General features: G+C 72.3%; 15 protein-coding genes. 2 read left to right on the plus strand and 13 right to left on the minus strand.

Translation table 11 applies throughout. From position 1 onward, the window contains the following. The first annotated feature begins 69 nt into the window (after nt 1–69). The gene (locus BKA21_RS16650; RefSeq protein ID WP_140460084.1) at nt 70–618 is read left to right on the plus strand and encodes a helix-turn-helix domain-containing protein; all 549 of its coding nucleotides are present in this window, start codon (nt 70–72) and stop codon (nt 616–618) included. Nucleotides 619–823: 205 nt separating this feature from the next. On the opposite strand, the gene BKA21_RS16655 is transcribed toward BKA21_RS16650, so the two are convergent. From BKA21_RS16655 to BKA21_RS16665, 3 genes are read right to left on the minus strand one after another with little or no spacing between them, the layout of a single operon-like run. Continuing rightward, on the minus strand, nt 824–1,258 hold the full coding sequence (locus BKA21_RS16655; RefSeq protein WP_275406405.1) for a type II toxin-antitoxin system PemK/MazF family toxin: 435 nt from the start codon (nt 1,256–1,258) through the stop codon (nt 824–826). Beyond that, nucleotides 1,252–1,581, minus strand: coding sequence for a hypothetical protein (locus tag BKA21_RS16660; protein WP_140460086.1), 330 nt, complete (start codon nt 1,579–1,581; stop codon nt 1,252–1,254). The genes BKA21_RS16655 and BKA21_RS16660 overlap by 7 nt, the downstream gene beginning before the upstream one ends. A gap of 2 nt (nt 1,582–1,583) precedes the next feature. Further along, nucleotides 1,584–1,946, minus strand: a complete 363-nt coding sequence (locus BKA21_RS16665; protein ID WP_140460087.1) for a hypothetical protein — start codon at nt 1,944–1,946, stop codon at nt 1,584–1,586. Nucleotides 1,947–2,136: 190 nt separating this feature from the next. Here BKA21_RS16665 and BKA21_RS16670 point away from each other — a divergent pair, with 190 nt between their 5' ends. Beyond that, on the plus strand, nt 2,137–2,451 hold the full coding sequence (locus BKA21_RS16670) for a hypothetical protein (RefSeq protein WP_140460088.1): 315 nt from the start codon (nt 2,137–2,139) through the stop codon (nt 2,449–2,451). A gap of 70 nt (nt 2,452–2,521) precedes the next feature. Here the strand turns inward: BKA21_RS16670 and BKA21_RS16675 are convergent, their stop codons facing one another. The 10 genes from BKA21_RS16675 to BKA21_RS16720 form a co-directional block, all read right to left on the minus strand. Further along, on the minus strand, nt 2,522–3,547 hold the full coding sequence (locus BKA21_RS16675; protein WP_140460089.1) for a hypothetical protein: 1,026 nt from the start codon (nt 3,545–3,547) through the stop codon (nt 2,522–2,524). 3 nt (nt 3,548–3,550) lie between these two features. Beyond that, complete coding sequence (locus BKA21_RS16680; protein WP_140460090.1) at nt 3,551–4,534, minus strand: hypothetical protein; 984 nt, start codon at nt 4,532–4,534, stop codon at nt 3,551–3,553. Continuing rightward, the gene (locus BKA21_RS16685; protein ID WP_140460091.1) at nt 4,531–5,568 is read right to left on the minus strand and encodes a hypothetical protein; all 1,038 of its coding nucleotides are present in this window, start codon (nt 5,566–5,568) and stop codon (nt 4,531–4,533) included. Before BKA21_RS16685 ends, BKA21_RS16680 begins: the two co-directional genes overlap by 4 nt. A gap of 253 nt (nt 5,569–5,821) precedes the next feature. Beyond that, nucleotides 5,822–6,283 (minus strand): hypothetical protein, encoded by a 462-nt coding sequence (locus tag BKA21_RS16690; protein ID WP_179625394.1) that lies wholly within the window; start codon nt 6,281–6,283, stop codon nt 5,822–5,824. A 9-nt stretch (nt 6,284–6,292) separates the two neighbouring features. Next, the gene (locus tag BKA21_RS16695) at nt 6,293–6,751 is read right to left on the minus strand and encodes a DUF2746 domain-containing protein (protein ID WP_140460092.1); all 459 of its coding nucleotides are present in this window, start codon (nt 6,749–6,751) and stop codon (nt 6,293–6,295) included. Continuing rightward, entirely contained in the window at nt 6,748–7,659 is a 912-nt protein-coding gene (locus BKA21_RS16700) for a peptidoglycan recognition protein family protein (RefSeq protein WP_140460093.1), read from the minus strand. Before BKA21_RS16700 ends, BKA21_RS16695 begins: the two co-directional genes overlap by 4 nt. A 217-nt stretch (nt 7,660–7,876) precedes the next feature. Next, complete coding sequence (locus tag BKA21_RS16705) at nt 7,877–8,392, minus strand: hypothetical protein (protein WP_140460094.1); 516 nt, start codon at nt 8,390–8,392, stop codon at nt 7,877–7,879. Between the two features lie 4 nt (nt 8,393–8,396). Then, nucleotides 8,397–9,527 carry a hypothetical protein gene (locus tag BKA21_RS16710; protein ID WP_140460095.1) on the minus strand — a complete coding sequence of 377 codons (1,131 nt, stop codon included), beginning with the start codon at nt 9,525–9,527 and terminating at the stop codon, nt 8,397–8,399. Beyond that, a complete protein-coding gene (locus tag BKA21_RS16715) occupies nt 9,524–11,740 on the minus strand; it encodes a hypothetical protein (protein ID WP_140460096.1) in 2,217 nt (738 codons plus the stop codon). The genes BKA21_RS16710 and BKA21_RS16715 overlap by 4 nt, the downstream gene beginning before the upstream one ends. Nucleotide 11,741: 1 nt before the next feature. Beyond that, nucleotides 11,742–13,295 carry a coiled-coil domain-containing protein gene (locus tag BKA21_RS16720; protein ID WP_140460097.1) on the minus strand — a complete coding sequence of 518 codons (1,554 nt, stop codon included), beginning with the start codon at nt 13,293–13,295 and terminating at the stop codon, nt 11,742–11,744.

Genomic DNA, 13,295 nt, shown 5'->3' on the forward strand with positions numbered 1-13,295 from the left:
GGAGCCAAGGCAACTGGCTCCCGCCCCGGGTCCATCGTCCACCAGCCCCACCCACGAGAGGAACACCCGATGAGCACGAGCTTCAACGCGGTCGTCGACGTCGGTCGCGTCGACGTCGAGAACGACGCGGACGCGATCCTGAAGGCCCTGGCCGGGTATCACGCGGTGCTCGCCGGGACCCGGCGCGGCACCGTCGAGGCCATCGTCACCCTGCCCGCCGAGACCCTGGCCCAGGCCGCGACGACCGCGCTGGCCGTGGTCGCGGCAGCCGGCGGGACGCCGCAGTCCCTGCAGGTCATGACGACCGAGGAGTTCGACCGCCGCGCAGGTCTGGCCGAGGACGACGAGGACTTGTCCGTCCCGCAGGCCGCCAAGCGCCTTCGCGTCACCCAGCAGGCCATCCGCCAGCGCCTGGCGTCCGGGTCGCTGCCCGGCCGGCGGGTGGGGCGCGACTGGCGCATCCCGGCCGCCGCCGTAGAGCGTGTTGCGGCACAGCGGGACGCTCTGCAGGAGTTCGCTGCCGCAACCGTGCTCGCGCACGGAGGCGACCCGTCGACGATCAAGCCTGAGTCCATCGTCGTCCAGCCGAACACGTACACGATGTCCTTCGACCGCTGAGAAGCGTGCGCCGGTCTCGGGCGCCCGGCGTCCGACGCTCGCTCCGCCGCGGCGCCCTCGCCGCGGCAGCGGGGCTGAGGCGACGCTCGCATGCCGTCGTCGTCGACTCTCGCGTCGCCCTTCGCGGACCGACCCTGACAAGGAGAAATCACCCCCTCTTCGCCGCTGGCGGGGAGGGGGTGATTCGTCGAGGCGGCGCTTCCGTCTAGGCCGGGTCGGACTTCGGTGCGAGTTGCGGGGAGACCAAGTCGACAACCATGTCGCGAACAAGTTCAAGTGTCGCGGCGTCAAAACGTCCGATCGCCCGAACCACGTCCCGCTTCTGACCGGTCCAGATTCGCCGGGTTCGCACCACGGACTCCCTGGCGAGTCCTACCGCTTGCCAGTCCCGAACCGGGATGTCGGAGGCCGACGGGCTGGCCAATCTGGCCGCGCTGCCTGTGACCATCACGAACACGATGGCTTCGTCGGCACCGCTGCCGACCGCGTTGAGGACCAGGGCGGGCCGCCGCTTGTACTGGCTCCCGCTCGGCTCAGCGGATGAGAAGGGAAAATCCACAAGCGCAACGGTGCCAGGCGCAATCGCCGGCGGGCGCGCAGGGAAGAGTGACGGGTTCGGAACCGGTCTTCCGGTTACCACGAGTCGTAGACCGCGTCTTCGTCGCTGTCCCAGTCCTCCGCCCAGAGCCGGGACACGGCCGCGCGCACGTCCTCGTCGTAGTCCAGAGCGTCGGTCGCGGATGATCCCGCACTCGCCGAGGAGAAGCGTGCCAACATGGGTACGGTTACCTCCTTCGGAAAGGCAAGGGGAATCTCATTCGGGTACTCGTCGCTCCCCATCGGTCGATGCTGCTCATGCCTGAAGAGCTGCGGCAGGGTGAGAACGCCCGACGTCGGAGCAAGGATCGCGACGGCGGCGGTCGCGGTCGTCGCCGCCACGCGCTGCATGTACGTAACGCTCATCCTCATCCCCCTATGCCCGGGACCGTCGGCGCCTGAGGCCGGAGGCCTCGCATCGCGAGGTGGGCACCAAGCAGGTTGTGCAACTCGATCGCCCGGACGAGCGGAAGATAGTACGCTCCGCGGACATCGACCTCAAGCCCGGGGGCGCCCTCGACAAAGGCGCGCGCAGCGTCCTCGCCCTGGAACAGAGGCGGAGCCACGTGGCCGAGCATCAGGTAGAGACCGGCCTCAGCAGCGCCCTCGCCGGTGCCCGCACCGTCGACGATCGCAGCCTGGTTGACGAGCACGGCGTCGGCAGCGGCGGACTGGGGCCACCGAAGGCGCACCTGCACGGAGTCTTCGAGTCCCTGGGGATGGGTCGTCACCTTGCGAGTGTGCCAGATCTGGCCGCAGGTAGGTACCTGCGTGTCGGCCCCCTGTGGTAATGCCGGGTCGACCGCTCCATCTGCTGCTGCCGCCCGTGCCTTGGGTCAGCCCGTTTGGTGTAGTCGCGGGCCTGGATGTCACCCGGTGAACGCCTGCACGGGTGAGATCGGCTGGGCCATGCTCGGACGCATGACAGATCCTGCAGAGTTGAAGGTGGCGCCGCAGGCAGCGGCGGGGTTCGTGACGTCGGGCCTCGGCCTGCAGCTCGGCGGTGGAGCGGCGTTCGGTCTCGCAGCATCGGCCTACTCATCCGCGATGTCCTCGTACACGGCCGAGGCCAGCGGGCCCGCCTTCTTCATGTTCGTCGCGGCCGCGGCGGTGCTCGTGGGCCTCGTGCTGTTCCTGATCGGCGTGCACCGGCTCGTGCAGCACGCCGATCGCGCAGCGGGCGCCGTGTCTGCCCCGCAGCCCCGTGCGCGGTCCATGTCGTCCGAGGGCGCGTAGCGACCGCCGTGAACGACGACGAGCCCCCTCCCTGCCTCGAGGCAGGGAGGGGGCTCGTCGTCTTCGGGCATCATGCTGTCGCGAGGTACCCAGGGACTTCGACGGGCGTCGGCCCACCCATCACGACGATGCGCTCGGTCGCGGGCAGGACGTCGATCGAGACCGACGCGGGAGCGGACGTCGCGCCGTCGTCGTCGACGACGGTGTACGCGTAGGCGAGGGTGGTTCCGGCGAGGGTGTACGGCGCGAGCACGGTGCGCGCGGCACCGGCGCCGACGGGCGCGGCCGTGGGGCCGGCAACCTGGGTCAGGGTGCGGGTGGTGATCGTGCCGTCCGGGTCGGAGTCCGCCAGCGTGAGCGTGACCGTCGTGCCGGGCTCGACGGGCCCGGTGACGTTCGCTGTCAGCGAGGCGACCGGGATGACGTTGGTGCCAGGGTCGGGCAGCCAGTCCGTCGCGCCGGCGACGGCCTGGACCTGCGCGAGGTACATGGCCGGCAGGACGGCCCCGGCCGTGAGCTTGCCGAACCGGAACGAGTTGATGACGTCGACGCCCACGATGCCCGCGTCACGGGTCGCGGACGCGTAGGACGCGACGACCGTCGTGAGGTCCGCGAGGCGCCGCAGGCGGGCCTTGACGGTGCCGCTCGTGGCGTCCGCGCCCTCGACGACGACGAGGTCGCGCACGACCCACTCGCCGGTGATGCCGGGCCAGTTCGCGGTCGTGCCGATCTCGGTGCCCAGGTTGAGCACGCGGACCTGCCCGCCGATGTGGTGCCGGATGCCGGCGTTCTGCCGGGTGCCGCGGATCGCCTGGTCGTCGGACGGCGCGGTCGTCGGCACACCCGTCGCCCAGTAGACGACCTGCGACGCACCTGCAACGGCGTCGGCGGTGTTCCAGCGGGCCTCCGCCGCGGTCGTCGCGTCGGCGACGACCTTCGCGACGGTGCCACCCGTGAAGGGGTTCACGAGCTCGTTCGAGAACGTGAGCACCCCGGTCGGCGTTGTCGGGTTCATCTGGGAGAACGCGTCACCGCCGGCGGCGGATGCTGCGGCGGTGATCGCGGCGCCGGGCGTGCCGGCGAAGCGGTTCAGCATGGGTCACCCGTTCTTGATGATGATCGGCGCGCCGGTGTCGTAGTCGACGTTGTCGGCGATCGTGGTCAGTGCGTGGGTGCGCGACGAGGACGGGATCATGACGTGGGCGCGGGGGACCGCGCCGCCGTAGTCCTTCTGCCCGAGGCGGATGCGGTTGCGGACGATCTCGATGACGGGCTGCGTGGGCTGCGCGGCGAGCGCGTAGTTCACGGGCACGGAGCCGCCGAGGAGCCAGGAGTCGGTGAGGTGGAAGCCCTTGGGGACTGCGTAGTCGGCCGTCACGAGCACGCCGAGCAGCGAGCCGTTCAGCGGCTGCTCGACGTCGATCTTCGTGCCCGTGATCCACACCTCGTTGCCACCCTGGTCCTGGCCGCCGTCGTTGTGGGTGCCGTCGACGTGGCGAGGGGTGTCGTCCGCGTAGCGGACGAGTCCGTGGATCAGCGAGTCGATGACCCACGTGTCCCACCTGAACGTCATGAACCCGTCGACCGTGCCCGTGATCCGCGAGCGCGAGAGGCGGAACCATCCGCCCTTGACGCCGTAGAGGTCGACCCAGCGGGACCGGGGGTTGATGGTGACGTGGTCGAGCAGGGTCGGCTCACCGGTGCCGGCGCCCTGGGTGGACGTGCAGTCGATCAGGACGTAGTCCAGGCCTTGGGTCCACGGCGGCTTGACCTCGGGGGTCGTGAGCTCGCAGTTCACGAGCTTCTGCCCTGGGGCGCCGCGCTTCCAGCGGCCGATGATGCGGCGGTTGTGCCACTCCTCGCCGAGCACGGTGGACTGCAGCACGCCGGTGCCGTCGCCGACGACGAGGTCGACGAGGGGCTCGTCGGGGTCGAAGCGCCCCGTCCTGGCGCCGACGTTCGTGGTGTCGGGCTCGGTGATGCCGGACTCGAAGCGGTCGCCCAGGAAGACCGGAGGGCGGCCCCGCCGGGTGCGGTACTCGGCGTCGGTGGAGACCTCCCACACCTCCGCGCGCGGGCTCATGCCGGGATCATCCGCAGGTCACCGGGGTCCTGGTCCTCCGGCGACGGGTCGGCGCCCACGGACAGCACGCGCACGTACCCGGCGGGCCGTGGCGGCCACGCCCCTCCTGACGTCTTGAAGCGCACGCCCAGCGCGTCGGCCTTCGACGCGCGGGCCGCGAGCTCGGCCGCCATCGTCGCCGCGAACGCGGGGTCGTTCCCGAGGGCAGTGGCGAGCTCGTTGAGGGTGTCGAGCGTGGCCGGCGCGGTGGCGAGCACGGTCGCGATCGCCGCGGACACCGCGGCGGTCACCTGCGCGCCGGACTGCGCGTCCGACGGCAGCGCGGCGACCTTCGCGGCCTGCGTCGCGGTGAGCAGCTCGTACCCGGCGGCGATCTTCGCCGGCGTGACGGCCGCGTCCGCGAGCTCGGCCGTCGAGACCGCGCCGTCGCCGAGGACGCCGCCGACGTCGGGCGGCAGCTGGTCCATCGGGACCTTGCCCGCCGCGTCGAGGGAGGCAACGCCGCCGGCGATCCCCTTGGCGTACACCGGCGAGGGGACGGCCGTCTCGGGCGGGACCTCGACGGTGGCGAGGTTCACACCCGGGATCGGCAGGTCCAGGTGCGACAGGCGCGGCTCGATGACGTACTCCCGGCCCCGGCGCGAGCCGAGCCGCTCGCGCACCTGCACCTGCAGGGAGCCGGCCTGGACGACGTCGGGGTCGTCGACGGCGGGGAACCACGTGAACACGCCTGCGGGGACGACCTTCGTGTCCCACCAGGTGTCCCAGGCAACCCCGTCGAACGCGTCGCCCTGCTCGGCGGCGTCGACGGCCCGCCACGCAGCACGCACGGCCGAGCGGATCGTTGCGTCCTGCGCCGTGGTGTCGCCGATCGTCACCTCGACCCGCGCGCCGGCGGGGTACAGGACCCGCCCGTCGACACGGGTCAGGCGGTCGGTGACGACGAACTCGATGGTCCCGTCCTCGGGCAGGTCGCCCGGGGCCTTCATGAGGACGGCCCACACGGGCACGCCGTCGAGACGGTGGTTCAGCATCCGGTGCTCCTGGTCAGTCGTCGGGTCCAACGGGACGGCCGGCGGCGCGCAGCGCCGGCAGGTGCTCAGCGGCCAGCGACGCGCACCTCGTGCACGCCGCTGGCCGAGGTGAGGGCGGGATGTCCGCGGGCACGAACGGCACCGCGAGACCCTCGGAGAGGCGCACGACGTCAGGGGCAGCACCTTCGGCGCGTCCTGCCCGTCGCACGAGCCGCTGCACGACGTCGCACCGGTGCGCGCAGGGCTCCACGCCTCAGGCCTGCAGGACGTGGTCGAGCGCCTCGACCAGCGGGTCGTCCTCGTCCAGGCCAGCGAGTGCGTCGCGCAGCTCGTGCAGGGTCGAGCGGGCCGACGCCGACAGGAACGCGATGTCGACCGCGCCGTCGTCGAGCAGGCGCGCGGGTGTCAGCGCGTAGGACGGGGTGCGTGCCGAGCCGAGGACGACGCGCACGAGCCACTCGGGCACGTGCGGTTCGGCCCACCGCCACGCCGCGTACCAGGCGGCGATGACCGCCGCGACGACGACGGCCGCGACGACGTCGGACCCGAGCGCGGCCGCGAGCGGGTCCGCGAGGACGGGCGGCAGGACGCCGGCGATCTGGGCCAGGGCCCAGGCGCTGAGGGTGCCCCACAGGGCGGGGACGGCGGTGCGCAGCAGCGCGACGACGCGCTCGGACAGGGCGAGGCTCTCGCGGGTGTCGGCGTGGGTGGTCATGGCGTCTCCTCAGGCTCGAGATGGGCAGTCGGTCACGTGCTGGGTGAGGCGGGTGCCGACGTCGTCGACGCGCGTCGCGACGTCGTCGACACGGCCGGCGACGTCGTCGACGCGCTTGGCGACGTCGCGACGCTCGTCGCGCTCGGTGCGGATCTCTGCGCGCAGCCCGCCTATGTCCCGGGCGATGGCTGCGACGGAGACCTGCAGGTCCCGCACGCCGCCTTCGGTGCGGGTCGAGGAGTCCTTGAGCGACCCCCCGTGGTTCGGGGACGTCTCGGCCGCCGCCACGGCGGCGTGCGCGGCCGCCACGGTCGCCTGCTCGGCGGCCGTGGCGGCGAGCTCACGTGACGCGCGCGCGTCGCGGCGGGCCGGGCGGTTCGACACCCACGCCGCCAGCCCGATCGAGAGCACGGTGAGCAGGACGTTCGCCCACCACGGCGCCCCGGGGACGGGTGCGGGCGTCGTCACAGGGACCCGGCGTTGAGGCGGCGCTGCATCTCCTTCACGGCCGAGGAGACCGGGGAGATGACGCCGTCGACGGGGGTGCCGAGGCGCCGCTGCAGCGCGGTGATGGTCCGGGTGCCGAGGAGCCCGTCGACGGTCAGGCCACCGAGCCACTTCTGCATGGCGCGCACGAGCTGCGACCCGCGCTTGGTGGTGTCGAACTGCGCAGACGGGATGGCGGTCGTGGACCGGTCGCGCCACTGGTGGGAGATGACACCGTCGACGGTCGTGCCGAACCGTGCCTGCAGGGCCCGGGTGGTGGCCGGCCCCCACTTCCCGTCGACCGTCAGCCCGCTCGGCGCCGGCTTGGCAGGCGCGGCGGGCGCCGCCGGCGCCGCGACCGCGGGCCCGCCGAGGTTCGCGGAGACCAGCGAGAGGAACCGCGCCCAGGGGAAGTGCGGACCCGGGTCCCAGTGGGTCGACTTCCCGAAGGCCTTGGACACGTCGTCGTGCGCGACGAAGCCCTTGGCGCCGGCGCGCAGCTCGGCGACCGACAGGCGGCGCACCGGGATGCCGTACTTGCGGGCCCACGCCGCAGCCTCGCTGGCCGCGAGCGCGAGCTGCGCACGGGAGTACGCGTCGTCCCACTCGGCCGGGGTCTGCCGGGCGTACCCCGCGAGCTCGAGCTGCAGCCCGTTCGCGTTCGCGCCCGGCGCGGCCCACGCGGTGTCGGCGTCGGGGACGCACCGCACGACCGAGTCGTTGTCGACGCACAGGTGCGCCGACGCGCGCGTGGTCGGGCGCGCGAAGTACCGGGCGATGTTCTCCGCCGTCTGCGCGGTCTCGGGCGCCTCCATCGTGTGGACGACGATCACCTCGACCGGCTCGATCCGGCCCGCGTACTTGTTCGGGCTCGCGATGGTCGTGCTCATCTGCTCCTCCTCGGGGCATGACGAAGCCCCGCTCACCAGGCGGTGGCGGGGCTGGGGTGGGCGAGTGCGGTGGCCGGTCAGGCGCCGGCGTTCTCGGTCTCTTCGGTGGGGCGCTCGACGCGAGCGTGGAACGCCTCGTGCGCGGTCCGGAGGGCGTCGGAGACGATCGCTCCGCAGCCCTGGCAGGCCCGCGAGTCAGGAGCCCAGAGCCCACCCATCACGAGTCCGTCTCGTAGGTGATGTTCCAGTTGAGCCAGTCGTTCGTCGTGAACGTGAAGGGCGACGTCGCGGTCAGGGTCCCGCTGCCGAAGACACGGCCCTCCATGTACTCGACGTTCTGCAGCAGCCACGCGCACCCGTAGTAGTCGCCCGCGGAGTTGTCCACGACGGCTCCGACCCCGCCGAGGAGGATCGACCCGAGCCGCGGAGGGTACGGGAGGCTGACGCGGTAGGTGCCGGCTCCGCCGACCGCTCCCGACGCGCCGAAGCGGAGGCTTCCCCGGTACTGCACGTGACGGCCGACCTTGAGGACCCGGCCGACCTGGACGTAGTTCGTCCCCGACCCCAGGCTCGGGTCCGTCGTGGTCGCCGTCAGGACCGGCGTGTACGACTGCCACGCCGCGCCGAGCAACGTGTCGAGGGCCTCCGCCTGCGCCTGCATCCAGTACGGGACGTCGTTCGCGTCCGGCCCAGACGGGTACGGCAGCCCGAGGTTGAGGGTGCTTCCAGCCATGGCGTCAGGCTCCTGTCTCGATGGTGAAGGTCTCGGGCAGGCGCGTGGTCACGTTCATGACGCCGCTGCCCGCGAGGTCGAACTGCACGGCCTGCACCAGGTGGCGTTCCTGTGGTCCCGAAGGCAGCGCGACGGTGACCGTGTGGCCCGGGCGGAGCCAGTACGCGGCCGCCGCGGACTCGACCCGCAGCGCCCGGCCACGGGTGACGGTGCGGCGCACGATGGACCGGGCTGCGGCCTGCGCCTCGGCGGCCGAGCCCTTGTACTCCCGGCGCTCGACGTACACGCGCCGCCCGACCGCCGCGACGGAGAACGGCCCGGACGCGACCTGCGCCCACCCGCGCCGGGTCTGCTGCTCGCCGTCGTACCAGCGGTACTCAACGACGACGACGTTCGCGAAGTCCTCGAGCGAGAGCACCGCGGACGAGGACGTGATCGATCCGCCCGGGCCCACCTTGAGCACGGCGGCCGCTTGGCCGGCCAGCGCGGGCCGCTCGCGCAGCACCCACGTGCCGAGGCCGTCCTCGTAGACCCACGCGTCCCCCGCCCGGTTCGCGATGTCGTAGGCCGCGGACATGACCGAGTCCCCGATGCCGACGACGAGGGTGTCGGCGCCGGTGACGAACTGCTGCCCGCGCGGCAGGTCGTTCCTCACGACGGCGCCCGGGATGGCCCACCGGATCAGCTCGGCGATCGCGGGGCCCGCGTCGTCGTCGGCGGTGAAGGTCTTCGACTCCGAGCCCACGGGCATCCACGTGAGGACCTTCGACTCCGCCGACCGGGCCACGAGCTGCACGCGGTTCGCGGGACGGTCCACGGTCCGAGACCACAGGACCAGGGCCGCGACGCGGTGAGTCTCGGCCCCCGCACCGGGTGCCCGGTACCCGAGGGTGACGCGGATCTGCACGCCCCGCCGAGGGTCCAGCAGGTTCAGCACGTCCTGCTCGGGCGGGACGCGCAGCGTCATCTCGGCCTGCGCGTAGGGGTACGTCGTCTCGTCGTAGGTCAGCGTGCCCGACTCCACGTCCAGCACGACCGGCGCCGACCACCCGGTGTCCCACGCCTCGACCTGCACAACGTGCTCGAGCGGCTGGCCCAGTCGACCCGCCCACGCCGACGCGAACGGCGCCGTCACGAGGGACCCACCGTGTAGTCGTTGAACGACGGGAACGCCGCGCGCGCGACGTCGAACGACGCGAGCTGCTCGAACGCCTCGTCGAACGTCCAGCCGAGCCCGCCGAGGAGCGGGCCCGTGGGACGCGCGACCTCGACGTAGTCGACCTGCAGGACCCACCGGCGCCCGGACGGGCTCAACCGCAGCCGCCCGGCCACGACGTGGTACATGTCCACGCCCGGCACGGTCGGGTCCCGGAGCAGCACGACCTCGCCCCGCTCGTAGACCTGCAGCAGCTCGACCGCCGACGGGTAGTCCCGAACGAGCACCTCGAACGAGCCCTCGCGGGTCCGCAGACGCCCCAGCGTGACGAGCGGGTCCGGACGACCGACGACCTCATGCACGGTCGCCAGCGAGCGCCTGGACGCCTCGTAGACGTTGGTGACCATCAGCGGCCGCCTGCCGTGCTGCGGCAGCGTGGCCGGCGCGAGCACGGGGACGGAGAGCATCCCCGTGAGGTCGACCGACGCCGACACCAGCTCGTCGGTCCCGGCGTCGGTGTCGCGCACGAGCGCCTCGTACACCACGAGCCCGGTCAGGGCTGGCTCGTAGTCCGACACGATCAGGGACCCGCCCTCGATGTCCTGGCCCGCCAGGCGGCGCACGGCGGCGCGCCCGTTGACGTCGGCGCGGGTCAGGGAGCGCAGCTCGTAGGTGTCGGTCAGGTCGGCGAACGTGTCGACGACGCGCACGTAGTGCACCCGGAGCGACGCCGTCGACATCGTCGACTCCTGCACGGTCGCCGCGTCCGCGATCTTCACGAACAGCTCGTGCGAGGTGGACGTCGCGAGGAACTCGACGACGGCCCACCGCCCCGTCGACGGGGCAGACTCGACGAGACCGGTCACCCCGACCGTCGTGCGCAGCGATGCTCCGACCGCACCGGCGGTGGAGGCCTCGCACGCTACGAGCACCCGGTACCGCCGCCCGGGGGAGAGCCCCGGGATCGTCCGGCGCGCCCACTGCGTGCCGGCACCCACCGTCACGACGGTCGTGCCGGACCCGATCGCGGCGGTCAGGACGAGGTGCGGCCAGGCGTAGGGGTGCACAGCGAGCACGCCGACCCCGACCGTCGTCATCGTGCGGACCAGGCCCGTGGGGGCGGTGCCTCCCGGCGTCCAGTTCGCCGTGTCGGACATGCGGAACGTCAGCGCGAGGGCGGCCGGCCCGCCTACCCAGCGCACGTCCAGGGCCTTGAGGGTGACCCACTGGCCGGCGCCCGTCACCGTGCCCGGCGTAGGCATGGGCCGGATCCGCAGCGTCACGCTCGAAGCGGTGGCGGTGAACGTGAACCACACGGGCGTCCGCTCGGCGCTGTCGCCCTTCGCCATGCGCGTGAGGTCCTGCGTGACGCGGTGCACGACGGTGTCGACCGTGAACTCCACCGTGAAGCCGTCCACCGGGCCCCGCGTCTCAAGCCACGCCCCCACCGCGTACTCCCGGCCCACGACGAGGTCGGAGAACGACCGCTCGACGTACCCGACGCCGTCGAGGCGCGGCAGGTACTCCGGCGCGCCGGCGGTCGTCACGGTCAGGTCATCGAGCTGCACGATGCCTTCGCCGGACCCCGCGGTGTACGTGTGGGTCAGGCGCACGTTGTGGCTGATCGACGTCGCGGTGAACGTGTACTCCACGAGCGTCCACACGGTCGAGATCGGCGCCGGGTCGGTCGCGCCGATCCCGCCGACGCCGAACGTGAACGTCCCGGCTCTGCGGCTCGGCAGCCGCGACACCCGTGCGCGCACCGTGTACGTCACGCCCGGCGTCAGCCCGTAGACGGTCCGGTCCCACACGCCCGCGCCAGCGGACCCGGCGGCAGCGCCCCAGAACGCGACGCACCGCGTCCCAGACGACCCCGGTGCGATGACGACGGTCGGCTGCGCGCCGGCGACGGACGAGGACACCCGGCCCCACGAGGCCGCCCCCGTGGACGCCTCGTAGTCGTCCGCGACGACCATCTCGTCCGACCGGTCGCGCAGCCGCAGCCCGTCGTCGGCGCCGACCATCTTGGCGTTCCCCGACGAGGCCCATGCGAGCGCCGCGGCCTCCGCCTGCTCGAGCGACGCCGTCGACCAGTCGTCGTCGGCGAGCACCTGCAGCTCGGCCGACGCGGACAGGCTCAGTCGCACCGCGGCAAGGTCGGGCAGCGCGGTCGCGGTCAGGGCAGCAGGCACGTCAGACCCCCCTCATGTTCCCCACGCGAGGGGTCACCTCGACGTAGAACGTCTTCGACGTCGTCTTGTTGATCTGCCGCTCGGCGTCCGCGTTGTCGAAGTTGCCGCGCATCGGCACGTACCGGTGCCTCGCCGCGTCGTTCAGCTTCCGCTCGGCCTCGCCGGTCTCCGCGCGCGCCGTCGTCGCGACCTCGCGTGGGATGAGCCCGAGCGAGTCGGCGTACCGCTCGGCTTCCTCACGGGACATGCCGAGCTGCTCGGCCGCCTCGATGAGCCGGTCTCGCCCGGCAGCGATGGTCTCGTTGGCACGGACCTGGTCGCCGTCGACGTCGGCGAGGGAGTCGGCGTACTCGTTCGCCGCGTCGGCGATCTCACCGAGCGCGCGCAGGTTCTCGCGGCCGGCCGCGGTGTTCTTGTCGAAACCGCCCTCGGCGTTCTCCTTGAGCTTCGCGGTCTGGTCTTCGATCGCGTCGAGGTAGTCCAGCTCGGACGAGATCGCGTCGCGCGTGAGCTCCTGCTGCTCGCGCAGCGCCTCGTTCTTCTCCGCGATCCCCGCGGCCGAGTCCTCGTAGGCCTCACGCATCAGCCGCTCGTACTCGAGCGCCTCGTCCGTCAGACCCGACGACTCCTGCAGGCGAGAGGTGAGCTTCTCAAGGAACTCGACCTCGCTGGCGATCGCGTTCGCCGAGCGGCCCCGGACCTCCTCGCCGCGGCCCGCCGCGTCCATGGCCTCGTCGAGGGCGCGGCGCTCCGCGCCGAGCTTCTCGTTCAGCGTATCGAGGGAACGCGTCGCGGCGTCCTGGTCGCCGGCCATGCCCTGGAACAGGTCGGCGTACTCGACGCCCGCCCGCTTCGCGTCCTCGATGAGGAGCTCGAAGTTCGTGCGGGACGCCTTCTGCCAGGGCTCGAACCACGACTTCGGGTCCGCGATCTCGTTGCCGAAGTCGCGGAACACCTGCCCCCAGTCCAGGGCCGTGATGTCGCCGTCGGCCTCACGGACCTTGTCGGCGAGGTCGATGATCCGTTCCTTGGTGGCCGCCGCTTCCTCGGCGGACTGCTGCAGAGCCGCGGTGCCGACGCCGATGCCGAGCGCGATCGCGAGGCCCGCCGCAGCCCCGGCGGGGCCGAAGCCAGCGAAGGCGTTCGCCGCGATCTCCTGGAAGGCGTCGGTGATCGAGTCGGCAGTGCCGTCGAACGAGGCCGCGGACTCCTTCGCGGTGCTGTTGGCCTCGTCCCTGAACTCCTCGGCGCCCTCGCCGGCGTCGTCGAACGACTTCTTCAGCGATCGGCTCGTCTTGTCGCCGGCCCCACGGGCCTTCTTCTCGACGTCGTCGAGCGCCTTGGTCAGGTCGCGATCGATCTTCTTCGCGGTGTCCTTGACCTCGTCACCGGCCTGGTCGAACGCGTCCTCGATCTTGCGGCCGGTGGCCTTCGCGTCGTCACCGACGTTCTCGACGAACGTGCCGAACTTGTCGAGGGAGTCCGTCGCGCTGTCGACGGACCGCTCGACGCCGGACGTGTCGCCGTCGACCTTGATCTCGATGGGCTTGCCCAC

The organism is Cellulomonas oligotrophica (genome assembly GCF_013409875.1).
Taxonomy (GTDB): Bacteria; Actinomycetota; Actinomycetes; order Actinomycetales; family Cellulomonadaceae; genus Cellulomonas; species Cellulomonas oligotrophica.

What these genes read in the sequence shown, in the direction of transcription:
- BKA21_RS16650 (WP_140460084.1), top strand. Translation starts at nt 70, where the DNA reads ATGAGCACGAGCTTCAACGCGGTCGTCGACGTCGGTCGCGTCGACGTC.
- BKA21_RS16660 (WP_140460086.1), bottom strand. Translation starts at nt 1,581, where the DNA reads ATGAGCGTTACGTACATGCAGCGCGTGGCGGCGACGACCGCGACCGCC.
- BKA21_RS16670 (WP_140460088.1), top strand. Translation starts at nt 2,137, where the DNA reads ATGACAGATCCTGCAGAGTTGAAGGTGGCGCCGCAGGCAGCGGCGGGG.
- BKA21_RS16675 (WP_140460089.1), bottom strand. Translation starts at nt 3,547, where the DNA reads ATGCTGAACCGCTTCGCCGGCACGCCCGGCGCCGCGATCACCGCCGCA.
- BKA21_RS16680 (WP_140460090.1), bottom strand. Translation starts at nt 4,534, where the DNA reads ATGAGCCCGCGCGCGGAGGTGTGGGAGGTCTCCACCGACGCCGAGTAC.
- BKA21_RS16685 (WP_140460091.1), bottom strand. Translation starts at nt 5,568, where the DNA reads ATGCTGAACCACCGTCTCGACGGCGTGCCCGTGTGGGCCGTCCTCATG.
- BKA21_RS16690 (WP_179625394.1), bottom strand. Translation starts at nt 6,283, where the DNA reads ATGACCACCCACGCCGACACCCGCGAGAGCCTCGCCCTGTCCGAGCGC.
- BKA21_RS16700 (WP_140460093.1), bottom strand. Translation starts at nt 7,659, where the DNA reads ATGAGCACGACCATCGCGAGCCCGAACAAGTACGCGGGCCGGATCGAG.
- BKA21_RS16705 (WP_140460094.1), bottom strand. Translation starts at nt 8,392, where the DNA reads ATGGCTGGAAGCACCCTCAACCTCGGGCTGCCGTACCCGTCTGGGCCG.